The organism is Kitasatospora sp. NPDC034023 (genome assembly GCF_055575795.1).
The window spans coordinates 145,412-170,115 of record NZ_JBVIRY010000002.1 but is presented as its reverse complement, the minus strand read 5'-3'; the positions used below and the strand labels follow the sequence as shown (position 1 = coordinate 170,115).

Genomic DNA, 24,704 nt, shown 5'->3' with positions numbered 1-24,704 from the left:
TCGTGGTCCGTTCGCGGCTGCCGCTACCGGCGCGCGCTGCTGGCCGCGGGCTCGCTCCACTGCTCCGGGACGGTGATCGGCTGCTCGGCCGCCGCCTCCCGGGCGGGCACCTGCGGCAGCTTGTAGACCCACTCGTGGTACAGCCAGCGGGCGGTGAGGAAGCCCAGGCTCAGGCAGATCTCGCCGCCGACGGCGTCCATCCAGAAGTGGTTGGCGGTCGAGACGATGACCACCAGGGTGGCGGCCGGGTACATCAGGCCGAGTGCCCTGACCCACTTCCGGCGGGCCAGGAAGAAGATCGCCAGACCGCACCACATCGACCAGCCGATGTGCATCGAGGGCATCGCGGCGTACAGGTTGGAGACGTGTGCGGCGGGCCCGGAGGCGAACGAGCCCCAGGTGCCGTGGGTCTTCACGGTGTCGATGAAGCCGCCGTCGGTCATCAGCCGGGGCGGGGCCAGCGGGAAGGCGTAGAAGCCGACCAGGGCGATCAGGGTGGTGACGAACAGCACGGTACGGGCCGCGACATAGCGGCCGGGGTGGCTGCGGTAGAGCCAGACCAGGACGCCGATCGTGATCACGAAGTGCAGGGTGGCGTAGTAGTAGTTCATCCCGGTGATGAGCCACCCGACGCCGTCCACGGCGTGGTTGACCGAGCGCTCGACGGCGATGCCGAGGTGCTGCTCGAGCTCCCAGATCCAGCGCGTGTGCTTCTGGGCTATCGATTCCTGCTGCGGGACCGCGTTGCGGACGATCGAGTAGATCCAGTAGCTGATCCCGATCAGGGCCAGCTCGATCCAGATCCGCGGTCGGGCCGGTGAACGGCGCTGCTCGCGGAAACGGTGGCGCAGGGCCGCGGTACGGGACTGCGCGGCGCGGGTGGCTCCGTCGGGCACGCGGCCGGGGACGGCCGTCGCTTCCTCGGAACCGCCACCGCTGGCCGCGTCGGCGCGCCGGGCGTCGCCTCGCTGGATCTCGGTCGGTTCCCCCATGGCCGAGAAGTCTGCCAGACCGCTCGTAGCCGTCTGCTCATCCTCTGGAAGTGGATTCTTCACCGGCTGTCCCCCTTGAGGGCTAGGGGCCGGCTCCCACCGGGGGAGGGGGTGCGCAGGGTTCTGGGGCATACCGGTGGGACGGACATACGTCCCATTGTCACGCCCGTCGCTCCGGGGGAGTAATCGGGGTGGCCGGAGACGGCCGCCGGCCTGGATTTTCCCGGCACGAAACGGTTTCTGCATCTTGCTGAAACATATTGCAGGCCGCTAGCTTCCTGGAAACTCGATCGCCCCTTCCCCTAAGGGAGCCCTCAGTGGCCGATGTCCCGCTCCGCCCCCGACGGAGCAGAACAACCCCCCGCAGGCCAGGCCGCACGGCCGTCCTGCTGGCCGCCGCGCTGACCGCCGCCACCCTCGGCAGCGTCCCCGCGGCCCACGCCGCCGCCCCGCCGGCCCCGCCCTCGGACACCGCGCTCGCCGCCACCGCCGGGCGGCACGACCTCACCCGCGAGCAGTTCTACTTCGTCCTGCCCGACCGCTTCGCCGACGGCGACCAGGCCAACGACACCGGCGGCATCACCGGAGGGCGGCTGGAGAACGGCTTCGACCCCGCCGACAAGGGCTTCTACCACGGCGGCGACCTGGCCGGCCTGATCCAGAAGCTCGACTACATCCAGGACCTCGGCACCACCGCGATCTGGATGGCGCCGATCTTCAAGAACAAGCCGGTGCAGGGCAGCGGCGCGGACGCCTCGGCCGGCTACCACGGCTACTGGATCACCGACTTCACCCAGGTCGACCCGCACTTCGGCACCAACGAGCAGCTCAAGGACCTGATAGCCAAGGCGCACGCCCGGGGCATCAAGGTCTTCTTCGACGTCATCACCAACCACACCGCCGACGTCATCGACGACGCCGAGCAGCAGCACGGCTACCGCTCGGCGGGCGCCTACCCGACGCTCGACGCGGACGGGAACCCGGTGGACGAGACCGCCGTCGCCGACGCGGGCACCCCCTGGCCGCGGACCACCAAGGACTCCTTCCCCTACACCCCGGTCTTCCGCAACCCCGGCGACGCGAACGCCAAGACCCCGTCCTGGCTCAACGACCCCTCGCTCTACCACAACCGGGGCGACTCGACCTTCGTCGGCGAGTCCGCCACCGAGGGCGACTTCAGCGGCCTGGACGACCTCGACACCCAGAACCCCCGGGTGGTGAAGGGCTTCGAGAAGGTCTACCAGCAGTGGGTCCAGGACGCCGGCGTGGACGGCTTCCGGATCGACACCGTCAAGCACGTCAACATGGCGTTCTGGCAGCAGTGGGCGCCCGCGCTCAAGGACTTCGCCGCCCGGCAGGGCAACAAGAAGTTCTTCATGTTCGGCGAGGTCTACTCCGGCGACCCGGCGATCACCTCGCCCTACGTCACCAAGGGCAAGCTGCAGGCCACCCTGGACTTCCCGTTCCAGGGCGCGGCCCGCTCGTACGTCTCCCAGGGCGGCTCGGCGAAGACCCTCGCCGACGTCTACGGCCAGGACTACCGCTACACCGGCGCCGACACCGACGCGTACGAGCTGCCGACCTTCCTCGGCAACCACGACATGGGCCGCTTCGGCTCCTTCCTGCTCGCCGACAACCCGGGCGCCGACGAGGCGACCCTGCTGAAGAAGGACCGGCTCGGCAACGAGCTGCAGTTCCTCACCCGCGGCCAGCCCGTCGTCTACTACGGCGACGAGCAGGGCTTCACCGGCGCCGGCGGCGACAAGGACGCCCGGCAGGACCTGTTCGCCTCCAGGACGCCCTCCTACAACAGCGACCGGGTGCTCGGCGGCACCTCAGGCCCGGCCGACCGGTACGGGCAGGGCGGCGAGCTCTACCAGGGCATCGCGGGGCTCGCCAAGCTGCGCCGCGACAACCCGGCGCTGGCCGACGGCGCCCAGATCGAGCGGTACGCCGCCGACGGCGCCGGCGTCTACGCCTTCTCCCGGATCGACGCGGGCCAGCAGGTCGAGTACCTGGTGGCGGTCAACAACGCCACCGAGGCGAAGACCGTCACGCTGGACACCTTCTCCGCGGGGATGGGCTTCGACCGGATCCACCCGGCGGCCGGGGACCGCGTCACCAGCGGCCCCGACCGCAAGGTGACCGTCACCGTGCCGGCGCTCTCCTCCGTCGTGTTCAAGGCGGGCGGCAGGCTCGCGGCCGTCGGCGCGGCGCCGCAGATCGCGGTGCAGCCGCCCGCAGACGGCTCCACCGGGCTCGTCACGGTGGGCGCCCACGTCGACGGCGGCGGCTTCGACCGGGTCACCTTCGCCGCCCAGATCGGCAACGGGGCCTGGCAGACGCTGGGCACCGCCGACACCGGGAAGTACCTCGTCACCCAGGACCTGAGCGCCGTCGCCCCCGGCACGGTCGTGCGGTACAAGGCCGTCGTCCAGGACTCCAGCGGCCACCTGCGCTCCGCCACCGGCAGCTTCACCACCGGCACCCCCGCGCCCAAGCCGGTGCCCACCGCCGGCGCCCGCCCCTACGCCGTCGTCCACTACAACCGGCCGGACGGCGACTACGACGGCTGGAACCTCTACGCCTGGGGCGACCTCGCCGACGGCGAGGCCACCCCGTGGCCGGCCGGGCACGGCTTCACCGGGCGCGACGCGTACGGCGCCTTCGCGTACGTGCGGCTGAAGCCCGGCGCCTCGGACGTCGGGTTCATCGTGGAGAAGAACGGCGTCAAGGACGTGGACGCCGACCGGCACATCGACCTCGGCAGCACCGGCGAGGTGTGGCTCAAGCAGGGCGACCCCGCGGTGCGCACCGCCGACCCCGGCCCGGGCAACACACAGCCGGCGAACACCGCCGTCATCCACTACAACCGGGCCGACGGCGACTACGACGGCTGGGGCCTGCACGACTGGACCGGCGCCGCCACCCCCACCGACTGGGGCAAGCCCCTGACGCCGGTGCGCCGCGACGCCTTCGGCGCCGTCTTCGAGGTGCCGCTGGCCCCCGGCGCGACCAGCCTCAGCTACATCCTGCACAAGGGCAACGACAAGGACCTGCCCGCCGACCAGTCGCTCGACTTCGCGGTCGACGGCAAGGAGGTCTGGATCCTCGGCGGCCGCGAGGGCCACCTGCTGCCGCAGAACCCGGCCGCCTCCTCGCAGCTGGACCTCGGCACCGCCAAGGCGCAGTGGATCGACGCGAAGACCGTCGTCGTCCCGGCGAACTACGGCGCGGGCGACGACGCCCTGGCCGGCGGCACCAGCGCCCAGCTGGTGTACGACCCGGCGGGCGGCATCCGGGCCGACAAGGGCGTGCTGACCAAGCCCGGCCAGTGGCTGCGGCTCACCCCGGTCAAGGGCGGACTGACCGACGCGCAGAAGGCCGAGTTCCCGCACCTGGCGGGCTACCGGGCCTTCACCGTGGACGCCCGGGACACCGCCAGGATCCCGGCCGCGCTGCGCGGCCAGCTGCTGTTCACCGAACACCTGCCCAGCGGCGCGGTGTCGGCCGCGACCGGGGTCCAACTCCCGGGCGTGCTGGACGACCTGTACGCCGCCAAGACCGCCAAGGTCGACTTCGGCCCGGCGTACTACGACGGCAAGGTGGCGCTGTCCCTCTGGGCGCCGACCGCGCAGGAGGTGTCCGTCCAGGTCTTCGACGGCCCGGCCGGGGGCACCCCGAGGACGCTGCCGCTGAAGCAGGACGACGAGACCGGCGTGTGGGAGGTCGTCCGCGACAAGAAGGAGCTGGACGGCAAGTACTACCTGTACCAGGTGAAGGTCTGGGCGCCCTCGGTGCAGCAGGTGGTGGTCAACACCGTCACCGACCCGTACTCGGTGGCACTGTCGGCCGACTCCGGGCGCAGCCTGGTCGCCGACCTCGACGCCAAGGCGCTCAAGCCCGCGGGCTGGGACGACCACGCCCGTCCGCAGGCCGTCCCGCCCGGGCAGCAGCAGATCCAGGAGCTGCACGTCCGGGACTTCTCGGTCGAGGACCCCACCGTTCCGGACGCCGAGCGCGGCACCTACCTGGCGTTCACCGAGTCGCAGTCGGCCGGCATGCAGCACCTGCGGGACCTGGCCAAGGCCGGGGTGACCACGATCCACCTGCTGCCGACCTTCGACATCGCCACCATCCGGGAGAACCGGGCCGACCAGAAGCTGCCCGCGTGCGACCTCAAGTCCCTTCCCGCGGACGGCCCGAAGCAGCAGGAGTGCGTGGCGGCCGTCGCCGCCGACGACGCCTACAACTGGGGCTACGACCCGCTGCACTACAACGTGCCGGAGGGCTCGTACGCCACGGATCCGGCCGGCACGGCCCGTACCGTGCAGTTCCGGCAGATGGTGCAGGCGATGCACGCGGCCGGGCTGCGGGTGGTGCTCGACGTCGTCTACAACCACACCGCCGCCGCCGGGCAGGCCGAGCACTCGGTGCTGGACAAGGTCGTCCCCGGCTACTACCAGCGGCTGGACGCCAACGGCAAGGTGACGGCCGACAGTTGCTGCGCCGACACCGCGCCCGAGCACGCCATGATGAACCGGCTGGTGGTCGACTCGGTGACCCTGTGGGCCCGCGAGTACAAGGTGGACGGCTTCCGCTTCGACCTGATGGGCCTGGACCCGAAGTCCACCATGCTGGACGTGCAGGCCGCGCTGCGGAAGATGACGCCGGACTCGGACGGCGTGGACGGGAAGAACGTCCTCCTGTACGGCGAGGGCTGGAACTTCGGCGCCGTCGCGAACAACGCCCGGTTCGAGCAGGCCACCCAGCTCAACATGGCCGGCACCGGCATCGCCACCTTCGACGACCGGATGCGCGACGCCGCGCGGGGCGGCAACTTCATGCTCGACTCCGCGCCGCAGCAGGGCTTCGCCTCGGGCCTGTTCACCGACCCGAACGGCTCACCCGCGAACGGCACCCCGGAGCAGCAGAAGGCCCGACTGCTGCACCAGATGGACCAGTTGAAGGTGGGGCTGACCGGCAACCTGGCCGGGTACTCCTTCACCGACAGCTCCGGGAAGGCCGTCACCGGCGCCCAGGTCGACTACAACGGTTCCCCGACGGGATACGCGGCCAAGCCGGGCGAGGCGGTGGAGTACGTGGACGCCCACGACAACACCGACCTCTTCGACGCGCTCGCGTACAAGCTGCCGACCGGCACCGAACCCGCCGACCGGGCCCGGATGCAGGCGCTCGGGCTCTCGCTCACCGCGCTCACCCAGGGCGCGGGCTTCGCCCAGGCCGGCAGCGACCTGCTGCGCTCCAAGTCGCTCGACTCCAACTCCTACGACTCGGGGGACTGGTTCAACGCGATCCACTGGCCCGATCCGGCGACGGGGGCGGTGGCCGGCAACGGCTGGGGCCGCGGCCTGCCGCCGGCGGCCGACAACAAGGGGATGTGGCCGACCGCCCAGTCCCTGCTGGCGAACCCGAAGCTGACCGTCGGCGCGACCGACATGCGGGCGGCCTCGGCGCAGTACCAGGAGTTCCTGCGGATCAAGCAGTCCTCGCCGCTGTTCTCCCTGCCCACCCTGGCCGCCGTCCAGCAGCGGCTCTCGTACCCGCTCTCCGGCACCGCCGACGAGACGCCCGGGGTCATCACCCTGCACCTGGACGGCACCGGGCTGAAGGGGGCGGAGAAGGGCATCACGGTGGTCTTCAACGCCACGCCCACCGCGCAGGCGCAGACCGTCGCGGCGCTGCGGGGGACGGGCCAGGCGCTGCACCCCGTCCAGGCGGGCGGGGCGGACCAGGTGGTGAAGCAGTCCGGCTTCGACGCCGCGACCGGCACGTTCACCGTGCCGGGGCGCACCGTGGCGGTGTTCGTCCAGCGCTGAGTCCGGTACCGGACGGGTGACGAGCCGGCGCCCGGTACGGCACCCGACTCGCCATCCGAGCCGGCACGGATGCGGTACTGGTCCGTATACCTGTGCAACTGTCAGGCCCCGCACCGCCGTTCAGGTGGAGCGGGGCCTGGTTCCGTTCCGGTCGCAGTGTGGCCGGAAACCGCTTCTGGCACGGCCGGAACTGTGACGTGCCGCGCTCGCCCGGCGCTGTCCGCTACTCGGCGGTACGGGCGGTGGTTCTGAGTGCTGGTCAGTGACCGCCGGTGGTGATCGAACTTTGTCCGGAGCATGAAAACCGTGTTCATGAGTTTGCAATCACTTAGCACAACTGACGAACCACCATGCATACGGTTTCGGTAATGAATCGGCCAATCAGTGGCATGCATCTGTCATCGGCGGCCGGTTTGCTGCCACGATTCGTCCGGCTGCAGACGAGGGGGCCCCACCTCCCGGTGCAGCTGTTCTGCCAAGGTGCAGCGCGTCCTGACCCTGCAACGGGTTGTGAGCACCGCAACCCGCTACCGCACCTCCGTCGCACCCGGCGGGGGCCCCCACTGCGCCGCAACCCCGCGGCCCAGGTTTCTCTCCACCGGCGCGACCCAGCGCCGGTCGGAAAAGGAGTCCGCATGTCCCGTTACGCTCACGCCCGGAAGGCGGCGGTCGTCATGGCCGCCTCCACCGCGCTGCTGGTCACCGGCATACCGGTCATCGCCCAGGCCGCCACCGCGGACGCGCCGGCCGCCGTCGCCGCCCAGCAGACCACCCGGGCCGCGCTGATCGCCTCGGCGAACCAGCAGACCGCCTCCCTCGCCCAGGCCCTCGGCCTGAGCGGCCAGGAGAAGCTGGTCACCAAGGACGTCGTCCAGGACGCCAACGGTGGTCGCCACCTGCGCTACGAGCGCACCTACGCCGGACTCCCGGTCCTCGGCGGCGACCTGATCGTCCACCAGGACGCGGCCGGCGCCACCAAGAGCGTGACCAAGGCCAGCCAGGCCGACCTCGCGGGCGTCGAGACCACCCCGGCCCTGGCCGCGCCGAAGGCCCAGGCCGCCGCGCTGGCCGCCGAGGCGGGCTCCGTAGACACCGCGCCGCGGCTGGTCGTCTGGGCCGCCGACGGCACCCCCAAGCTCGCCTGGGAGACGGTCATCGCCGGCCGCGAGTCCGACGGCACCCCGAGCAAGCTGCACGTCGTCACCGACGCCAAGACCGGTGACGTGCTCAGCAAGGCCGACGGCATCCAGCGCGGCTCCGGCACCGGCGTCTTCGTCGGCAACGTGCCGCTGACCACCACCCAGAGCGGCTCGACCTACTCGCTCAAGGACGCCACCCGTGGTGGCCAGTACTCCACGGACATGAAGAACGGCACCTCCGGCAACGGCACGCTGTTCTCCAAGTCCTCGGACACCTGGGGCAACGGCCAGGCCAGCAACCGCGAGTCGGCCGCCGTCGACGCCCAGTTCGGTGCCGCCGCCACCTGGGACTTCTACAAGAACACCTTCGGCCGCAACGGCATCCGCAACGACGGCGTCGGCGCCATGAGCCGGGTCCACTACGACACCGGCTACGTCAACGCCTTCTGGGACGACAGCTGCTTCTGCATGACCTACGGCGACGGCTCGGGCGACACCCACCCGCTGACCGAGCTCGACGTCGCGGGCCACGAGATGAGCCACGGCGTCACCGCGGCCACTGCCAACCTGAACTACTCGGGCGAGTCCGGCGGCCTCAACGAGGCCACCTCGGACATCTTCGGCAACATGGTCGAGTTCTACGCCAACCTGCCCGCCGACAACCCGGACTACCTGGTCGGCGAACTCATCGACATCAACGGCAACGGCACGCCGCTGCGCTACATGGACAAGCCCTCCAAGGATGGCACCTCGGCCGACTCCTGGTACTCGGGCGTCGGCAACCTGGACGTGCACTACTCGTCCGGTGTCGCCAACCACTTCTTCTACCTGCTGGCCGAGGGCAGCGGCGCCAAGGTGATCAACGGCGTCAGCTACAACAGCCCGACGGTCAACAACATCACCGTCACCGGCATCGGCCGGGACAAGGCAGCGCAGGTCTGGTACAAGGCGCTGACCGCCTACATGACCTCCACCACCAACTATGCGGCCGCCCGTACCGCGACCCTGAGCGCGGCCACCGACCTGTACGGCGCGAACAGCGCCGAGTACAACGCGGTCGCCACCGCCTGGGCCGCCGTGAACGTCGGGGGGCTGCCCAACCCGGGCGGCGTCACCGTCACCAACCCGGGCAACCAGTCCACCGCCGTCGGCACCGCGGTCAACCTGGCCATCAAGGCCTCGGGCGGCACCGCTCCGCTGTCGTACTCGGCGGCCGGCCTGCCCGCGGGCCTGGCCATCAACGCCTCGACCGGCGCGATCACCGGCACCCCGACCGCCGCGGGCACCTCGAACGTCACCGTGACGGTCAAGGACTCGGCCGGCAAGTCCGGCACGACCAGCTTCACCTGGACCGTGACCAGCGGTGGTGGCGGCGGCTGCACCCCGGCGCAGCTGCTCGGCAACCCGGGCTTCGAGACCGGTTCGGCGGCGCCGTGGACGGCGAGCTCCGGAGTGGTCGACAACAGCTCCAGCCAGGCCGCGCACGGCGGTTCCTGGAAGGCGTGGATGGACGGCTACGGCTCCTCCCACACCGACACGGTGTCGCAGACCGTGAGCATCCCGGCGGGCTGCAAGGCGACGCTGAGCTTCTGGCTGCACGTCGACACCGCGGAGTCGGGCACCACCGCGTACGACAAGCTGACCGTGTCGGTGAACGGCACCGCGCTGAAGACGTACTCCAACGTCGACGCCGCGGCGGGCTACCAGCAGCGCACCTTCGACCTGTCGGCCTACGCGGGCCAGACGGTCACCGTGAAGTTCAACGCGGTCGAGGACTCCTCGCTGCAGACGAGCTTCGTGATCGACGACACCTCCGTCCAGACCGGCTGAACCCGGACCGGTTCCCCCTGAGGGGCCGGTGAGCCAGGACAGGTGAGGGGCCCGGCGGCTACGGCTGCCGGGCCCTTGTCGTGTGTCCCGTTCCAGCTTGTCCCGCTGCGGTCGATACAGAAGCGCGGCGATGCGGAACGTGGTGATGCGGAACGTGGTGATGCAGAAACGTATCTTCCAGGGACCTTGACGGTGCCTCTCGGTGACTCTAGGTTCAGCGCTGCAAGTTTCCGGCAAGTTACAGAAACTTCCTGCAGGATTCACCACCGGCTGCCCCACCCCAGCCACCCCCAGGAGACGACGTGGTCACCACCGCCCCCACCCGCCGGCCCGCCCGCGCGGCCGGCGCGCTCGCCGCCTCGGCGGCGCTCGCGCTCTCGTTCGGCACCACCCTCGGTGCCCCCGCCGCCCAGGCCTCCCCGCCCGCGAACAACGGCAAGGACGTCACCGCCACCCTCTTCGAGTGGCGCTTCGACTCGGTCGCCCAGGCCTGCACCTCGACGCTCGGCCCCAAGGGCTACGGCTTCGTCGAGGTCTCTCCGCCGCAGGAACACATCCAGGGCCCGCAGTGGTGGACCTCCTACCAGCCGGTCAGCTACCGGATCGCCGGTCGGCTCGGCGACCGCACGTCCTTCAAGAACATGGTCGACACCTGCCACGCGGCCGGGGTCAAGGTGATCGCCGACGCGGTGGTCAACCACATGTCGGCCGGCTCCGGCACCGGCACCGGCGGCACCGCGTACACCAAGTACAGCTACCCCGGCACCTACCAGGACCAGGACTTCCACTCCTGCCGCCAGCCGATCTCCGACTACCAGAACCGCGCCAACATCCAGAACTGCGAGCTGGTGAACCTCGCCGACCTGGACACCGGAAGCGCGTACGTCCAGACCACCATCGCGCACTACCTGGACGACCTCGGCTCGCTCGGCGTGGACGGCTACCGGATCGACGCCGCCAAGCACATCGCCGCCGCCGACCTCGCCGCGATCAAGGCGAAGACGGCCAACCCCAAGGCCTACTGGGCCCAGGAGGTCATCTACGGCGCCGGCGAGCCGATCCAGCCCACCGAGTACACCGGCACCGGCGACGTGGACGAGTTCCGGGTCGGCACCGACCTCAAGCGCATGTTCACCGCCGACAAGCTCGCCAACCTCAACGGCTGGGGCGCCTCCTGGGGCTACCTGCCGAGCGACCAGGCGCGCAGCTTCATCGACAACTGGGACACCGAGCGCAACGGCTCCACCCTCAACTACACCTACGGCAACACCTACACGCTGGCCAACGTCTTCCTTCTGGCCTCGCCGTACGGCGCCCCCAACGTCTACTCCGGCTACTCCTTCACCAACAAGGACGACGGCCCGCCGAACGGCGGCACCGTCAACGCCTGCTACCAGGACGGCTGGAACTGCACCCACGCCTGGCGGCAGATCGCCAACATGGTCGGCTTCCGCAACGCCGTGGCGGGCACCGGGGTGACCGACTGGTGGTCCGACGGCAACAACGCGATCGCCTTCGGCCGCGGCAACAAGGGCTACGTCGCGATCAACCACGAGAGCGGCGCGATCACCCAGACCTTCCAGACCGGGCTGCCGGCCGGCACCTACTGCGACGTCCAGCACGGCGACCCGCAGGCGGGCGGCGGCTGCACCGGCCCGACCTACCAGGTGGGCGCCAACGGGCAGTTCACCGCGACGGTCGGCGCGGGCGACGCGGTCGCGCTGTACGTCCAGCCGGGTACGACCGTCTCCGGCGCCTCCTTCAACGTCAACGCGACCACCGGGTACGGGCAGAACGTCTACGTGGTCGGCGACGCCGCGGCGCTCGGCGGCTGGGACCCGGCGAAGGCGCTGCCGCTCTCGTCCGCCGGCTACCCGGTCTGGTCGCTCGCGCTCTCGCTGCCGGCCGGCACCTCCGTCCAGTACAAGTACGTCCGCAAGGACGCCAACGGCGCGGTGACCTGGGAGTCCGGCGCCAACCGGACGGCGACCGTGCCCGCCGGCGGGGTCGTCACGCTGAACGACACCTGGCGGCCGTAGCCTCCTCGCCGTCCCCGGGAACCCCGTCAGCATGCTCTGACGGGGTTCCCTCGTACGGGTGGCCGCGCGGTTTCAAACCCCGGTGGGCGAAGGGGCGCTGACACCATCGCGGGATGAGAACCACCCCCCTCGTCCTGGACCTCGAACTGTGCGGCGGCCGCTGGGACGGCCACCGCAAGCGCGTCAACGCCGACGCCCCGCCGCCCGCCCTGCGGATGGCGCTCCGCGCCGAACTGCCCGCCGCCGAGAGCGGCGAGTACTGGCCGACCACCAGCGTCTACCGGCTGGACGAGGACGGCGAGGCGCTGCGCTACCGGCACTCGCACGACGAGTGAGCGCGCCCCGACGTACGGCGTTCCGCCGGCCGCGCCCCAGGCGCGAGGCGGGTGCTCAGCCGCGCCCGATGTACGGCATGGCGGTCGCCATCACGGTGGCGAACTGCACATTGGCCTCCAGCGGCAGCGCGGCCATGTGCCGTACGGTCCGTGCGACGTCGGCCACGTCCATGGTCGGCTCGGGGGCGATCCGGCCGTCCGCCTGCCGGACGCCCGCGCTCATCGCCGCCGTCATGTCGGTCGCCGCGTTGCCGATGTCGATCTGCCCGCAGGCGATCCGGTAGGGGCGGCCGTCCAGGGACAGCGACTTGGTCAGGCCGGTGACCGCGTGCTTGGTCGCCGTGTAGGCGATCGAGTGCGGGCGCGGGACGTGCGCCGAGATCGAGCCGTTGTTGATGATCCGGCCGCCCTGCGGGTCCTGGGCCCTCATCTGCCGGAACGCCGCCCGGGCGCAGAGGAAGGCGCCGGTCAGGTTGAGGTCGACCACCGCCCGCCAGGCCTCGACCTCCAGCTCCTCCACCGGGACGGCCGGGCCGAAGCTGCCGGCGTTGTTGAACAGCAGGTCCACCCGGCCGTGCCGCTCGGCGGCTGCGGCGAACAGCGCGTCCACGGCTGCCGGGTCGGTGACGTCGGTCGGCACCACGTCGGCCGGGGCGCCGCAGAGCCGGGCGGTCTCGTGCAGCGGCTCGGCCCGCCGGCCGGCCAGCACGGGCAGCCAGCCGGCCGCGGCCAGTTCCACCGCCACGGCCCGGCCGACGCCGCTCCCTGCTCCGGTGACGACGGCGATCTGCTGGGGCATGGCGCTCTCCTCGGTGGCGGTGCACGCAGTGACGGTGGCAGTGGCAGTGGCAGGGGCAGGGGCAGGGGCAGTGGCAGTGGCAGTGGCAGGGGTGGTGTCCCGGTCGGTCCTCGAGGAGATCGTTCCGGATCCGCGGGCCGCCGTCACTGGTCGAAAACACCCAAAATCCGCCGACCGGACGAGCGCGCGGCTGTGACCCCCGCCGTCCGGCCCCCGCCACCCGACGGGAGTGGTGAAGGGTTTTACCCGATCGCGAACAAACATTGGATTTCCGGTGGCCGACGCGCAACCGGCCCATCCCGGGCCACGTCATAAGATCGCAGGAAGGCGCGCCCCCGCGAGGGACGGCACGCCATCACTCCGGGGGCCGTACCAGCGTCGTGTCCCCGGGTCTGTCCGGCCCCACCGGGGGGCCGCCGCCCGGTCGACGGACCGGGCGCGACATCGGTCGGAGAGTCCTCACCGTGCTTAGGCAGTCGTCCCGTTCCCGTGCCGTCCTGTCCGGCGCCGCCCTGCTCGCCCTGGCCGCCTCGCTCGCGGCTTGCGGGAGTTCCGGTGGTGGGAAGGGCGACAGCGCCAAGCCGGACGCCGGGCCCGCCTCGACCGGCAGCGCCGAGGGAACCCCGACCGGCGCCGGCTCGGGCACGGCGATCTCGGCCGGCACCGGCAAGGTGCTGATGCCGACCGGCCCGAACGCCAACCTCAGCAAGGTCCGGGACACCGCCGCCGGCCCGATCTTCCTGACCACCGTGACCGGCGCGAAGTCCGGTGTCGCCGGCAAGGTCTGGGTCTGGCTGCCGCCCGAGTACAACGACCCCAAGTTCGCCAAGACCGGCTTCCCGGTGCTCACCCTCTTCGCGGGCGGCCAGAGCAACGGCTACAACACCTGGACCGACAACCAGTTGCCGATCCAGGAGGAGAACGAGCGGCTGGTCAAGGAGGGCAAGTCCCACCCGTTCATCATGGTCATGCCGGTGCAGAACTTCAACGGCGACGAGAAGAACGCGCTGGACTGCTCCGACATCCCGGGCCAGCCCAAGATGGCCACCTGGATGGCCCAGGACATCCCGGACTTCGTCCGCGCCAACTTCCGCACCGTGCGCGGCCGCGACGGCTGGGGCGTGATGGGCGCCTCCACCGGCGGCTTCTGCAGCGCCAAGCTCGCCCTGCAGTACCCCGACGTCTACAAGGCCGCGGTGCCGATCGACGGCTACTTCATCCCGGACTCGCTGCTGTGGAAGGGCCACGACGCCGAGCGCGCGGCCAACAACCCCGACGTGCTGGTCACCGAGGGCAAGGCCGACGTGAAGATGCTGGTCACCGCGGGCGGGGCCAACCCGTACGAGACCAAGGTGGTCAAGTCCTGGGTGGCCAAGGCCGCCCCGCCGGTGGGCATCACGTACTTCGAGCAGCCCGGCGGCAAGCACCTGACCTCGGACTTCAAGAAGATGATCCCGGACACCCTGGAGTGGCTGACCAAGAACCTGGCCGGGCCGGCGGCCGACTGAGGCCGGTCCGTCGCGCACCGCGGCTGCCGTGCCCGGTGCCCCGCGCCTCGGCGGCCGCGGGCGGTCAGTGAGTCGGGGACAGGGTCGAGGACGGGGACGGGGTGGAGGTCTTGGGCGGTCCGGGGGCCTTGGGCGGTCCGGGGGTCGTGGACGGTCCTGGGGTCGTGGACGGTCCTGGGGTCTTGGGCGGTCCGGGAGGTGTGGTCGGTCCGAAGATCGGGTCCCCCCAGCCGTCCCGGACCGCCGCCACGAACCCCGGCTGCCCGGACAGCACCAGCAGCTGCGGCAGCGGCACGGTCGGGTCGCCCGGCTGCGGTCGGGCGCCGGCCCGGACGAACAGCAGGACGTACGCCAGGTCGTCCGGGGTGACGATACGGAGCTGGGCCTCCCGGCCGCGGTGGGCGGCCGACAGCGGGTGCAGCGCCCAGACCGTCGAGCCGTCCGGGAGCTTCATGCCCACGCAGTCCTCGCCCTCCGGATTCATCGGGCCCCAGGCGTTCGAGCGCGGCCCGCACGGCGAGTCGGTGCCGCCGGACGGGCCGGCTGGACCGTCCAGGCGTCGGCTCACGGTGACCGTGCCGCCGTCGGTCCTGGTCAGCAGGAAGTCGTTCGCCGTGGCGCCCCGGAAGACCTGCACGATGTCCTCGGGCGGGTGGGCGCGCAGCAGGGCGAGCAGGCTCAGGCTGCCGTCCGCGGCCGGGCCGCCGGTGGTCGGCCTGCCCGGGGTCGTGCTGCCTGGTGCCGTGCCGCCCGTTGCCGTGCCGCCCGTCCCGGTGACCGCCGGGGACGGCGGGACGGACGGGCTCGGCATGGCGGACGTCAGGCCGGGCGCGCTCGCCGCCGGGACGAACTCCCGGCCGGACCCTTCCACCGGGGTCCGCCCGCGCACCGCCCAGCCCGCCGTGGCCAGCAGACCCACGGCGGCCGCGGTCGCGACCGTCGCCAGCAGATGGCGCCGGCGGCGCAGCCGTGCGCCCGATCGGCGGACCTCCGGCAGCAGTGCCGGGGGAGTGGCCGGCTCCGGCTGGTCCAGGACCGTGCGGAACAGTGCGCCCATGTCGTCGGCGTCGAACGCCGGATCGTCCCCGTTCAAGACCGCTTTCCTCTCGTCTCTCGCTCGTCCCGGGCGGCCCGTTCCGCCCCTGTGTCCGGTTTTCGGCGCCCCGGCCCGCGCGTCCGGCCGGGGCTCGCCCGGCTCGGCCCGCCGGTCCGGACCGGCTCAGCTCGCCGCGATCTCCCGCAGCGAGTCGCCGAGGATCACCCGTAGCTGGGCCAGCCCCCGGCTGGTGTTGGACTTCACCGTGCCGGTGCTCTGCCGCAGGGCCGCCGCCGTCGCCTCGACCGACTGGTCCTCCCAGAACCGCAGGACCAGCGCCGCCCGGTAGGCCGGGGTGACCTGCGCGAGCGCCGCCAGCAGGGCCAGCCGGCGCTCCGGGTCCGCCGGGGCCGCGGCCCGGGGACCGGTTGCCGGTGGCTCCGGCAGGTCCGGTGCGGGCACCTCGTGCGAGCGGCGCAGGCGCCGGGCGTCGATGTAGGTGCGGACCAGTGTGGTCCGGGCGTAGCCGGCCGCCGCATCCGGGTCGCGCAGCCGGGTCCAGCGCGAGTACAGCTTCACCAGCGTGGTCTGCGCAAGGTCCTCGGCGAGGTGCCAGTCGCCGCAGAGCAGGTAGCCGGTGCGGCGCAGCGCGGCGTACCGACCCGCGACGAACTCGTCGAACGACTGCTCCTGCTCCGGTGACATGCGGCCTCGCTGTTCCCCTGGACTCCCCGGCGCGTGTGGTGCGCACCCTCACCCGGGTACACGGGGCAGGCGCCGCGAAGCGTTGCGTCCGCTCCCATAAACGCCCTGACCTGCGCGTCAATCGGACATTGATTCGCTTCTGATCGACTGCGGGCACCTTGGCTGGGGTGGTCCTCACCGGCCGCCACCACCCGTCCTGCCCCAAGCCGTGAAGAGAGTGCCATGCCCATCCACCTGCTGCCCCAGCCCGCCCCCGCCGTGCCCGCGCAGGGGCAGTCCGGCGCCGACCCCCTGGGCGCGGACGCGCACGGGCGGACCGCGGACGACGACCTGACCACCGTGCGGTTCGCCGGGCTGCGGCTGGTGCACGCCGCACTGCGCCGGGACCTCGCCCGGCTGCCCAACGCGCTGCGGCTGCTCCAGCCCGACGAGGAGGACAAGGGCGAGGCGCTGCTGCGGCACTGGACCTTCATGACCGCGATGCTGACCTGCCACCACGAGCAGCAGGACACCAGGATCTGGCCGATCGTGCGCCGCTTCGCGCCCGAGCTGCGGCTCCTGCTCAACTGGCTGGAGGCCGACCACCACAACTTGGACCACTCGTTCACCCGGGTCACCACGCTGGTCCGGATCGCCAGCCGGGACACCGGCAGCGCCTGGCCGGTGGCGTACGCGATGGAGGACCTGGCGGCCCGCCTGGAGACCCATCTGCGGATCGAGGAGCGCCAGTTGCTGCCCCGGATGGACCGGGTGGTCGCCGACGGCTCCCGGCTCGGCGGCCTCGGGGAGCTGCTGGACCTGCTGCGTGCGGCGGACGGACCGGGAGCGGCGGACGCGCTGGCCTGGCTGCTGGACGGCGTCGAGCCGGCCGCGGTGGAGCGGCTGCTGGCCGAGTGCGACGACGACGTGGCCCGCAACTGGCCGCACTGGCAGGCGACCTACCAGCGCTGCACCGCGCCGCTGTGGGGGCCGGTCGGCGAGTCGGAGGGCGACCTGGGGATCATGGTCGACTGACCGTCGGGCGTTTTCGCGGGCCGTTGATCTACGCGCGTGGCATGAGCCTGCGGCATATGCTGAGGAGTGTCGGCCATCGGTCCATCGGTCAACTCCCGGCGCCCCCTAGGGGATTCGACCCAGCACTCTCAGGGTTCGGCCACCCGGCCGATCCGGGCCGCACCAGGGCAGGCCTCCCGCCGACGGCCGATGGCTGGCTGTGTCCGGGCCACTACCGTCGAGACATGACCACAGCGAGTAGCACTCCCAAGGCCCACCGCACCAGCCTCCGGACCCGCTTCCGCATCGGCTCGGCGATCCTCGCCACGGGTGCCGTCCTGACACTCGGCGCCGGACTGGCCGCCTGTGAGGGCGGAGTGGCGCTCTGCCTGGACGACCACAAGTGCACCGTCGGCATCAAGACCGACGGCGCCGACGCCTCCAAGACCGTCAAGGTCTTCGGCGGCGACAACCCGATGAAGATGACGATCGGCCACATCACCGACAGCTCGGCCGAGGTGACGATCGGCGACACAAAGAAGACCGTCGACAAGGACTCCGAGACCGCCGTCGGCAACGTCCGGGTCACCATCCGCAAGGCGGACAAGGGCGACCACTTCGCCGAGGTGCACGTCGAGCGCGACTGACCCTTCCCCGGCGCTCACCCCGCCCCCCTCCACTCTCCTCGGTTCCTCCGACCTTCCCCCTCCCTTCGGCTTTCCCCGGTCCCTTCGGCTTTCCCCGGTTCCCCTGGGCCGCCCGGGCCGCCTGGGGCCCCCGGTGCTACCGTCCCGCCGGTGACCTCTCTGCTGCAACCCCCGCTGATCACCCGGCTGCTGGCCGCCGAACGCATCCTGATCGCCGGAGCCGGCGGCGGATTCGACGTGTACGCCGGGCTGCCGATCGCCCTCGCCCTGCGCGCCGCGGGCAAGGAGGTCCACCTCGCCAACCTCTCCTTCACCCACCTCTACGGCCTGCCGCTCGACGTCTGGGCGGAGCCCGACGTGGCCATGATCCGGCCGGACACCCCCGCCCCCGAGGGCTACTTCCCGGAGCGCACGCTGGCCCGCTGGCTGCACCTGCACAGGATGCCCGACACCGTCTGGGCCTTCCCGTCGGCGGGCGTGCAGCCGCTGCGCGACGGCTACCGGGCGCTCGTCACCCGGCTGGGCATCGACGCCGTCCTGCTGGTGGACGGCGGCACCGACATCCTGATGCGCGGCGACGAGGTCGGACTCGGCACCCCCGAGGAGGACATGGCCAGCCTGGCGGCGGTGGCCGGCCTCACCGAGGTGCCCGAGCGGCTGGTCGCCTGCCTGGGCTTCGGCATCGACGCCTTCCACGGCGTCAACCACACGCTGGTGCTGGAGAACCTCGCCGCGCTGGACCGGGCCGGCGGCTACCTCGGCGCCTTCTCCATCCCGCGCGACAGCCGGGAGGGGGCGCTCTACCTGGACGCCGTCGAGCACGCCCGGGCCGCCTTCCCCGAGCACCCCAGCATCGTCAACGGCTCGGTGGCGGCGGCCCTGCGCGGCGAGTTCGGCGACGTCCGGTTCACCGAGCGGACCAAGGGCAGCGACCTGTTCGTCAATCCGCTGATGGCGATGTACTTCGGCGTCACGGTGGAGGCGCTGGCCGCCGAGCACCGCTACCTGGACCGGCTGGAGCGCACCGTGGTGACCCGCCAGATCGCCACCGTCATCGCGGAGTTCCAGGACGAGCTGCCCCGACAGCGGCCGCCCCGGCAGTTCCCGCACTGAGACCGTACGGGCGGCCGGCGGCTTCCGGCCACCGGCCACCGGCCACCGGCCGGCGGTCAGGAAGCGGCGAGCCGGAACTCCAGGTTGCCGAACCGCACCTGGTCGCCCGGCCGGACCCGGACGCCGCCCGCGATCCGGCGCCCGTTGACGTGCGTGCCGTTGGTCGAGCCGAGGTCGTACAGCACCCAGCCGCCGTCCTCGTGCCGGAGTTCGGCGTGGTTCCGGGAGACCGAGGCGTCGTGCAGCCGCAGTCCCGAGCCGGGGAGCCGGCCGATCGTCAGCAGCCCGGCCCCGGTCTGCGGCAGGCTCAGCCCGGGCAGCCGCTCGGTGCGCCAGGCCCGGTTCAGCCGGTCGCCGAAGGAGGAGACCCGGCCGACCGTGCGCAGCACGAAGCGCTCGACCGGCCCGCCGGTCGGCAGCCCGGCCACCGCCGCGTCCAACTCGCCGCGGCTGGTGGCCTGCAGGACGATGTCCATCCGGCCGAGGAAGGTCTCGTGCGAGAGCCGTCCGCTGCCCGCGCCGTCCTTCAGTACCCCGAGCGCCTGGTCCCGTTCGGCGTCGGAGGGCCGGACCCGGCCGGTGGGGAGCTCAGGAGGCGTCATGGCCGAATTGTCGGCTCGGCCGGCTCGGGCTGTCCAGATCACGCCGTGCGCGGGCGCGTGGTTCGTACGTCACGGCAGTCCAGACGCCCTGTCCGGCCGCGCGGTTCCGCGCCGTTCCCGCAGGCCGTACGGGCCGTCAGGCCTTGCGGGCGGCGGCCAGGATCTTCTCGGTGGTGTGCAGGAACCGGGAGGTGACCGAACCCCCGTAGGCCTTGCCGAACATGTCCTTGGTGACCCACTTGCCGTCCCGCAGGTGGATCACGAGGTACGCGGCCCCCGGGTCGGCGCCGAGAACCTCGACGTCGCCCTTGGGCGTGCGGTGCGGTGCGGCGAACTCGGCGGGCAGCGGCTCGGAGAGGAAGGCGATGACCAGCCGGACGTCCGGTGTCACCTCGACGCCCCGGAACGGCTCGGCGGCGAGCAGTTCGGCGACCTCGTCCACCGTCCGCAGCATCACCGGCACCGGGTAGCCGAGCGACCGCTCCAGGTGCTCCTCGATCCGCCGGGTCAGCGCGGCACGGTCGGACGCGGTGGCGGACCCGCCGTCGGACCCGCCGGTGGTGAAGAAGACGTTGCCGCTCTGGATGTACGAGCGGACGTTCTCCAGACCCAGCTCGGCGAAGAGCGCCCGCAGCCGCTCCATCTTCACCGTCCGGCCGCCGACGTTGATGGCCCGCAGGAAGGCGATGTACGTGGTCGTGGTGGTCACCCCGCCAGTGTGGCACCGGCCTGCGACAACGACGTGTGACAACGACGTGTGGCAACTGTGTGTGACGACGGCCCGGCCGGTGCTGCGCGGCCCCGCTGCGACGAACGGTGGTCGTCAGCACCGGGTGCCAGACTGGCGCCATGGCTACCTGGCAGGATTTCGAGCAGGAGGCTCCCGATCTGGCGCCCCTGGTGCGGGCCCGGTTCGAGGCCAACAAACACCACGTCCTGGCAACGCTGCGCAAGGACGGTTCGCCCCGGGTCAGCGGGACGGAGGTCGAGTTCGTCGGCGACGACCTGTGGCTCGGGTCGATGTACGGCGCGGTCAAGGCGCGCGACCTCCAGCGCGACGCCCGCTTCGCCCTGCACGCGCACCCGGGGGACGAGACCATGGCCGGCGGGGACTCCAAGGTCTCCGGCCGGGCCGTCGAGGTCACCGACGAGGCCGAACTCGCCGCGTTCGCCGCCGATCTGCCCGAGCCGCCGCCCACCCCGTTCCACGCCTTCCGGCTGGAGCTCGAGCAGGTGGTGCACACCGCCGTCGAGGGTGAGCACCTGCTGGTCCACAACTGGCACCCGGGCCGGCCGGTGGAGCGGATCCAGCTCCACTGACCGGCCGGGTCCCGGGCTCGGTCCGGGCCCTACGGCAGCACGGACCTGAGGGCCTCGGGGGTGCGGGCCACGACGGCGTGCCCGTCGTCCGCGGTGATGATCGGGCGCTGGATCAGGATCGGGTGCTCGGCCATCGCCGCGATCCAGCGGGTCCGCTCGCCCGGCTCCCGGGGCCAGTCCTTCATCCCCAGGTCCTTCGCGGCCTGCTCGTCGGTGCGGGTGATGTCCCACGGCTCCAGGCCCAGGCGCTCCAGCACCTGCTCCAGCTCGGCCGCGGTCGGCGGCTCCTCCAGGTAGCGCCGCACGGTGTACTCGACCCCGGCGTCGTTCAGCTCGCCGAGCGCCGCCCGGCACTTGCCGCAGCGCGGGTTGATCCAGATCTCCATACCGGCCAGCCTACCGAGCCGCCGGCACCGGTCCGGGTGACCGTGCGCCGACGCTCGGGAGCGACGTCGGGCCCGGCTCCGCAGGACGGGACGTTCGGCCGTTCGTGGCTGGGCCGTCCGTGGGAGAGCATGGAGGGACGAAACCGACCATTCCGGACTTATCCTCCCGGAACGGCCGCCAGCCAGGAGGTCCCGCCGTGCCCACAGCGCCCCGCCCGTCGCGCCCCGCCGCGCCGGAGTCCCGGGTGCCGCGCTGGGTCCCGTGGCTCCCGGTCGTCCTGCTGGTGCTGGACCTGACCGCCGAGGCCGTCGTCCCGGACGCGGTCGCCGCCGGCTTCCTGCTGACCGCGCTGCCCGTGGTGGCCGCGTTCAGCTACGGCCCGGTGCTGACCGCCGCCGCCACCGGCGGCTCCCTGGCGCTCCAACTGGTCCTGGCCCTGCGCGCGGGCCACATCAACGAGCAGCACCACGTCTGGGTCTACATCGCCACCCTGCTCTCCGGCGTGATGGGCACCGTCCTGTCGTGGCAGCGCACCCGGCAGAACCGCAATCTGCTGCAGGCCCGTACGGTCGCCGAGACCCTGCAGCGCATCGTGCTGCGGCCGGTGCCCGAGCGGGCCGGCGGACTGCGGGTGGCCGGCCTCTACCGCTCGGCCCAGGCCGAGGTGCTGGTCGGCGGGGACCTGTACGAGGTGTGCGACACCCGTTTCGGCGTGCGGGTGCTGCTCGGTGACGTCCGAGGCAAGGGCCTCGGCGCGGTCCGTACGGTCGCCGACGTCCTCGGCGCGTTCCGGGCGGCCGCGTACGACACCCCGGGGCTGGTCGAGCTCGCCGACCAGCTGGACCGCGCGGTGCTGCGCGACGCCGCCGACCGCGGCGACGACGAGCTGTTCGCCACGGCCGTCCTGCTGCAGTACCGGCCGGGCTCCGACTGCGTGGAGATCGTCAACCGCGGCCACACCACCCCGCTGCTGCTGACCGGCGGCACGATATCCCCGGTGCCCTGCGCGGACGAGCTCCCCCTGGGCCTGGGCCACCTCGGACCCGCCGAGGAGCGCGGCAAGCCGACCATCGTCGCCCTGCCTCCCGGCCACACCGTGCTGCTCTACACCGACGGCGTCAGCGAGGCCCGCGACGCCGCGGGCGCCTTCTACCCGCTGGCCCCGCGCCTCGCCGCCCTCGGTACCACCGTGCCCGACCGGCTGGTCTCCTTCCTGGCCGAGGACGTCCACCGGTACGCCGGCCTGCTCGCCGACGACCTCGCCGTCCTCGCCCTCACGCCGGAATGACCCCGGCCCGCACCGGGGGCGGTGCGGGCCGGGGTCAGCGCGTCACAGCCCCGCGAGGGCCGCCACCACGAAGCGTTCGCAGTGGATGCGGCGCCGTTCGATCCCGGCGTCCGCGAGGAACGAACCGACCGTGGCGACCAGGCCCGCCGGTCCGCACAGGTAGTACTGCAGCTCCGGGTCGGTGGTGGCGCAGCCGGCCGCCGCGATGAGTTCCGGCAGCCGCTCGGGGTCGATCCGTCCGGTGCGCAGCGGGTCGGGCCCCTGCTCGCGGGAGAGGACGTGCAGCACCGTGAACCGCTCGGCGAAGCGGTGCCGGAGCTCGGCCAGCTCGTCGGCGAACAGCACGCTCGCCGACGTGCGGTTGCCGAGGATCAGCGCGAACTCGTCGCCGCGCCGCAGCGCCGCCTCGGCCATCGCGAGCACCGGGGTGATGCCGGAGCCTGCGGCGACCGCGAGGTGACGGCGGCCGGGGCGCAGGCGGAACCGGCCGGTCGGCGGCAGGACGTCGACGGTATCGCCCGGGCGCAGCCGGGCGTGGGCGAACTCGGCGAAGCCGCCGGGGCCGAGCAGCTTGACCGCGATCCGCAGCGAGGCCGGGGCGCCGTCGTCGGCCGGCGGGGCCTGGCAGATCGAGTAGGAGCGGCAGGTCTCCTCGCCGTCCGCGTCGATGCGTCGGACCATGACGTACTGGCCCGGCTGGTACCGGAATTCGTCCCGGACGGCGTCGGGGACGGCGAAGGTGACGGTGACCGCGTCCTCGACCGGCCGGCTGATGTCCTGGACGGTGAGCGGGTGGAAATCCTGGCTACTCATCGGTCTTCCTCGGTTGCTGGTTCGGGTCGGGAGGACTTCAGGCCGCGGCGGCGGCTTCGGCCGGGCGGGCGGTGACGGCCTGCCCCTGCAGGGGACGGAACAGCAGCAGGTACGCGACGACGGCCAGTGCCGCGACCGCGAGGAAGAGCGTCTGCACCGGCAGCCACCCCCCGACCACCGCGACCAGCAGCCCGGAGAGCGGCATGGTGCTCTGGTTGAGCAGCACGATCAGGCTGATCACCCGGCCGCGTTCGGCTTCCTTGATCCAGTGCAGGCGTTCGATCCGGATGAAGACGTTGAAGAGCCCGCACAGCCCGATGCACAGGCCGTAGCCGAGCACGTAGAGCGGGAAGAGCGGGGCCACGGTGATCAGCGTGCCGCCGACGGCGATCCCCACGAACGACACGATGCCGATCCGGTAGACCGAGACCCTGCGCAGCAGCCACGGCATCAGGAAGAAGGTGGCCAGCGAGAGCGATCCGACCGTCATCTGGAGTGAGGCGAAGACGCTGTCGCTCTGCCCGAAGTGCCCGACGGTCAGGGCCGCGCCGGTCGCCGTGGCGATGCCGACCATCAGGTTGACCGTCATCGTCAGCCCGACCAGGGAGAGCAGGACCGGCTCGGCCCGCAGGCTGCGCACGCCGACCCGCAGGTCGTGCAGCACACTGCGCCGCTCGGCGGCAGCCGTGGCCGAGCTCGTGCCCGCGGCATGCGCACCGAGCCCGCGCAGTGCGAGGACCCCGCAGGCGCTGACGGCGAAGACCGCCGCGGCCGCCCAGAGCAGGTCGGCCGGACGGATCCAGATGAGCAGGGCCCCGCCCGCCGCCGGCCCGAGCACGCCGGAACCGCTGTTGATCATCTGGAGCAGGCTCTGGGCCTTGGCCAGGTCCTCCTTCGGCACCAGCTGCGGCACGGTCGACTCCAGGGCGATGAACGCCTGGGCGTAGCAGAAGGCGCACAGCGCCATCAGTGCGGCGGTGAGCTTGAAGGTCTCCCCGGGCCACTGGCCCAGAGCCAGCACGGTGAGCAGGCAGGCCGTGGCCCGCAGGATGTCGGCGGTGGTGTAGAGCCGGCGGCCGCCGACCCGGTCGGCCAGCAGTCCGGCGAGGGGGAGCGAGGTCAGCCGGGGCAGCCATTCGATCAGGAAGGCCAGTCCGGACATCGTCACACTGCCGGTGGCGTCGTAGACGATGAGCGGCACCGCGAACTGCAGCAACTGGTCGCCCAGCGTGGAGAAGACGCGCGAGCCCAGGAAGACCCCGATGCGCCAGGTGTACATTCCGCCTCCTCGGGACGGTTGCGGTGCGCCCTGACGGTG

Annotated in this window: 19 protein-coding genes; 10 read left to right on the top strand and 9 right to left on the bottom strand. The window is 72.1% G+C overall.

Annotated features, from left to right (window positions below):
• Nucleotides 1–23 precede the first annotated feature (23 nt).
• Nucleotides 24–992, bottom strand: coding sequence for a phosphatase PAP2 family protein (locus tag ACZ52R_RS03630; protein ID WP_465752624.1), 969 nt, complete (start codon nt 990–992; stop codon nt 24–26).
• A 317-nt stretch (nt 993–1,309) separates the two neighbouring features.
• On the opposite strand from ACZ52R_RS03630, the gene pulA reads away from it, so the two are divergent.
• The 4 genes from pulA (at nt 1,310) to ACZ52R_RS03610 (ending at nt 12,175) form a co-directional block, all read left to right on the top strand.
• Nucleotides 1,310–6,832, top strand: coding sequence for a pullulanase-type alpha-1,6-glucosidase (gene pulA, locus ACZ52R_RS03625; protein WP_465752622.1), 5,523 nt, complete (start codon nt 1,310–1,312; stop codon nt 6,830–6,832).
• A gap of 635 nt (nt 6,833–7,467) precedes the next feature.
• Nucleotides 7,468–9,801: a M4 family metallopeptidase gene (locus ACZ52R_RS03620; protein WP_465621612.1), complete on the top strand. Its 2,334-nt coding sequence runs from the start codon at nt 7,468–7,470 to the stop codon at nt 9,799–9,801.
• A gap of 302 nt (nt 9,802–10,103) precedes the next feature.
• Nucleotides 10,104–11,840 (top strand): carbohydrate-binding module family 20 domain-containing protein, encoded by a 1,737-nt coding sequence (locus tag ACZ52R_RS03615; RefSeq protein WP_465621610.1) that lies wholly within the window; start codon nt 10,104–10,106, stop codon nt 11,838–11,840.
• A gap of 113 nt (nt 11,841–11,953) precedes the next feature.
• Entirely contained in the window at nt 11,954–12,175 is a 222-nt protein-coding gene (locus tag ACZ52R_RS03610; protein WP_465621608.1) for a hypothetical protein, read from the top strand.
• Nucleotides 12,176–12,230: 55 nt separating this feature from the next.
• Here ACZ52R_RS03610 and ACZ52R_RS03605 read toward each other — a convergent pair whose 3' ends face one another.
• On the bottom strand, nt 12,231–12,974 hold the full coding sequence (locus tag ACZ52R_RS03605; RefSeq protein WP_465621606.1) for an SDR family oxidoreductase: 744 nt from the start codon (nt 12,972–12,974) through the stop codon (nt 12,231–12,233).
• A 464-nt stretch (nt 12,975–13,438) separates the two neighbouring features.
• On the opposite strand from ACZ52R_RS03605, the gene ACZ52R_RS03600 reads away from it, so the two are divergent.
• Complete coding sequence (locus ACZ52R_RS03600; protein ID WP_360492610.1) at nt 13,439–14,482, top strand: alpha/beta hydrolase; 1,044 nt, start codon at nt 13,439–13,441, stop codon at nt 14,480–14,482.
• Nucleotides 14,483–14,546: 64 nt separating this feature from the next.
• On the opposite strand, the gene ACZ52R_RS03595 is transcribed toward ACZ52R_RS03600, so the two are convergent.
• Entirely contained in the window at nt 14,547–15,575 is a 1,029-nt protein-coding gene (locus ACZ52R_RS03595; RefSeq protein ID WP_465752620.1) for a hypothetical protein, read from the bottom strand.
• Between the two features lie 126 nt (nt 15,576–15,701).
• Nucleotides 15,702–16,223: a SigE family RNA polymerase sigma factor gene (locus ACZ52R_RS03590; RefSeq protein WP_465621602.1), complete on the bottom strand. Its 522-nt coding sequence runs from the start codon at nt 16,221–16,223 to the stop codon at nt 15,702–15,704.
• A gap of 222 nt (nt 16,224–16,445) precedes the next feature.
• Here ACZ52R_RS03590 and ACZ52R_RS03585 point away from each other — a divergent pair, with 222 nt between their 5' ends.
• The 3 genes from ACZ52R_RS03585 (at nt 16,446) to ACZ52R_RS03575 (ending at nt 18,976) form a co-directional block, all read left to right on the top strand.
• Nucleotides 16,446–17,237 carry a hemerythrin domain-containing protein gene (locus ACZ52R_RS03585; protein WP_465621600.1) on the top strand — a complete coding sequence of 264 codons (792 nt, stop codon included), beginning with the start codon at nt 16,446–16,448 and terminating at the stop codon, nt 17,235–17,237.
• A 224-nt stretch (nt 17,238–17,461) separates the two neighbouring features.
• Nucleotides 17,462–17,863 (top strand): hypothetical protein, encoded by a 402-nt coding sequence (locus ACZ52R_RS03580; RefSeq protein WP_465752618.1) that lies wholly within the window; start codon nt 17,462–17,464, stop codon nt 17,861–17,863.
• A 150-nt stretch (nt 17,864–18,013) separates the two neighbouring features.
• Entirely contained in the window at nt 18,014–18,976 is a 963-nt protein-coding gene (locus ACZ52R_RS03575; RefSeq protein WP_360492596.1) for a DUF1152 domain-containing protein, read from the top strand.
• A gap of 56 nt (nt 18,977–19,032) precedes the next feature.
• Here the strand turns inward: ACZ52R_RS03575 and ACZ52R_RS03570 are convergent, their stop codons facing one another.
• Together ACZ52R_RS03570 and ACZ52R_RS03565 are read right to left on the bottom strand one after the other, a co-directional pair.
• Nucleotides 19,033–19,578 carry a DUF1707 and FHA domain-containing protein gene (locus ACZ52R_RS03570; protein WP_360492593.1) on the bottom strand — a complete coding sequence of 182 codons (546 nt, stop codon included), beginning with the start codon at nt 19,576–19,578 and terminating at the stop codon, nt 19,033–19,035.
• A gap of 136 nt (nt 19,579–19,714) precedes the next feature.
• Nucleotides 19,715–20,287 carry a DUF1697 domain-containing protein gene (locus ACZ52R_RS03565; protein WP_465752616.1) on the bottom strand — a complete coding sequence of 191 codons (573 nt, stop codon included), beginning with the start codon at nt 20,285–20,287 and terminating at the stop codon, nt 19,715–19,717.
• Between the two features lie 140 nt (nt 20,288–20,427).
• On the opposite strand from ACZ52R_RS03565, the gene ACZ52R_RS03560 reads away from it, so the two are divergent.
• A complete protein-coding gene (locus tag ACZ52R_RS03560; RefSeq protein WP_465752614.1) occupies nt 20,428–20,898 on the top strand; it encodes a pyridoxamine 5'-phosphate oxidase family protein in 471 nt (156 codons plus the stop codon).
• A 29-nt stretch (nt 20,899–20,927) separates the two neighbouring features.
• On the opposite strand, the gene ACZ52R_RS03555 is transcribed toward ACZ52R_RS03560, so the two are convergent.
• Nucleotides 20,928–21,284 carry an arsenate reductase family protein gene (locus ACZ52R_RS03555; protein WP_465752612.1) on the bottom strand — a complete coding sequence of 119 codons (357 nt, stop codon included), beginning with the start codon at nt 21,282–21,284 and terminating at the stop codon, nt 20,928–20,930.
• Nucleotides 21,285–21,481: 197 nt separating this feature from the next.
• Here ACZ52R_RS03555 and ACZ52R_RS03550 point away from each other — a divergent pair, with 197 nt between their 5' ends.
• The gene (locus ACZ52R_RS03550) at nt 21,482–22,573 is read left to right on the top strand and encodes a PP2C family protein-serine/threonine phosphatase (protein ID WP_465621589.1); all 1,092 of its coding nucleotides are present in this window, start codon (nt 21,482–21,484) and stop codon (nt 22,571–22,573) included.
• Nucleotides 22,574–22,615: 42 nt separating this feature from the next.
• On the opposite strand, the gene ACZ52R_RS03545 is transcribed toward ACZ52R_RS03550, so the two are convergent.
• Both ACZ52R_RS03545 and ACZ52R_RS03540 read right to left on the bottom strand, forming a co-directional pair.
• On the bottom strand, nt 22,616–23,386 hold the full coding sequence (locus tag ACZ52R_RS03545) for an FAD-binding oxidoreductase (RefSeq protein WP_360492578.1): 771 nt from the start codon (nt 23,384–23,386) through the stop codon (nt 22,616–22,618).
• Between the two features lie 37 nt (nt 23,387–23,423).
• Nucleotides 23,424–24,665 (bottom strand): MFS transporter, encoded by a 1,242-nt coding sequence (locus ACZ52R_RS03540; protein WP_465621587.1) that lies wholly within the window; start codon nt 24,663–24,665, stop codon nt 23,424–23,426.
• Nucleotides 24,666–24,704: the final 39 nt, after the last annotated feature.

Excerpts from the sequence above, each read along its gene's own strand:
- ACZ52R_RS03630 (WP_465752624.1), bottom strand. The coding sequence starts at position 992 with ATGGGGGAACCGACCGAGATCCAGCGAGGCGACGCCCGGCGCGCCGAC.
- ACZ52R_RS03620 (WP_465621612.1), top strand. The coding sequence starts at position 7,468 with ATGTCCCGTTACGCTCACGCCCGGAAGGCGGCGGTCGTCATGGCCGCC.
- ACZ52R_RS03610 (WP_465621608.1), top strand. The coding sequence starts at position 11,954 with ATGAGAACCACCCCCCTCGTCCTGGACCTCGAACTGTGCGGCGGCCGC.
- ACZ52R_RS03605 (WP_465621606.1), bottom strand. The coding sequence starts at position 12,974 with ATGCCCCAGCAGATCGCCGTCGTCACCGGAGCAGGGAGCGGCGTCGGC.
- ACZ52R_RS03590 (WP_465621602.1), bottom strand. The coding sequence starts at position 16,223 with ATGTCACCGGAGCAGGAGCAGTCGTTCGACGAGTTCGTCGCGGGTCGG.
- ACZ52R_RS03585 (WP_465621600.1), top strand. The coding sequence starts at position 16,446 with ATGCCCATCCACCTGCTGCCCCAGCCCGCCCCCGCCGTGCCCGCGCAG.
- ACZ52R_RS03580 (WP_465752618.1), top strand. The coding sequence starts at position 17,462 with ATGACCACAGCGAGTAGCACTCCCAAGGCCCACCGCACCAGCCTCCGG.
- ACZ52R_RS03570 (WP_360492593.1), bottom strand. The coding sequence starts at position 19,578 with ATGACGCCTCCTGAGCTCCCCACCGGCCGGGTCCGGCCCTCCGACGCC.
- ACZ52R_RS03560 (WP_465752614.1), top strand. The coding sequence starts at position 20,428 with ATGGCTACCTGGCAGGATTTCGAGCAGGAGGCTCCCGATCTGGCGCCC.
- ACZ52R_RS03555 (WP_465752612.1), bottom strand. The coding sequence starts at position 21,284 with ATGGAGATCTGGATCAACCCGCGCTGCGGCAAGTGCCGGGCGGCGCTC.
- ACZ52R_RS03545 (WP_360492578.1), bottom strand. The coding sequence starts at position 23,386 with ATGAGTAGCCAGGATTTCCACCCGCTCACCGTCCAGGACATCAGCCGG.
- ACZ52R_RS03540 (WP_465621587.1), bottom strand. The coding sequence starts at position 24,665 with ATGTACACCTGGCGCATCGGGGTCTTCCTGGGCTCGCGCGTCTTCTCC.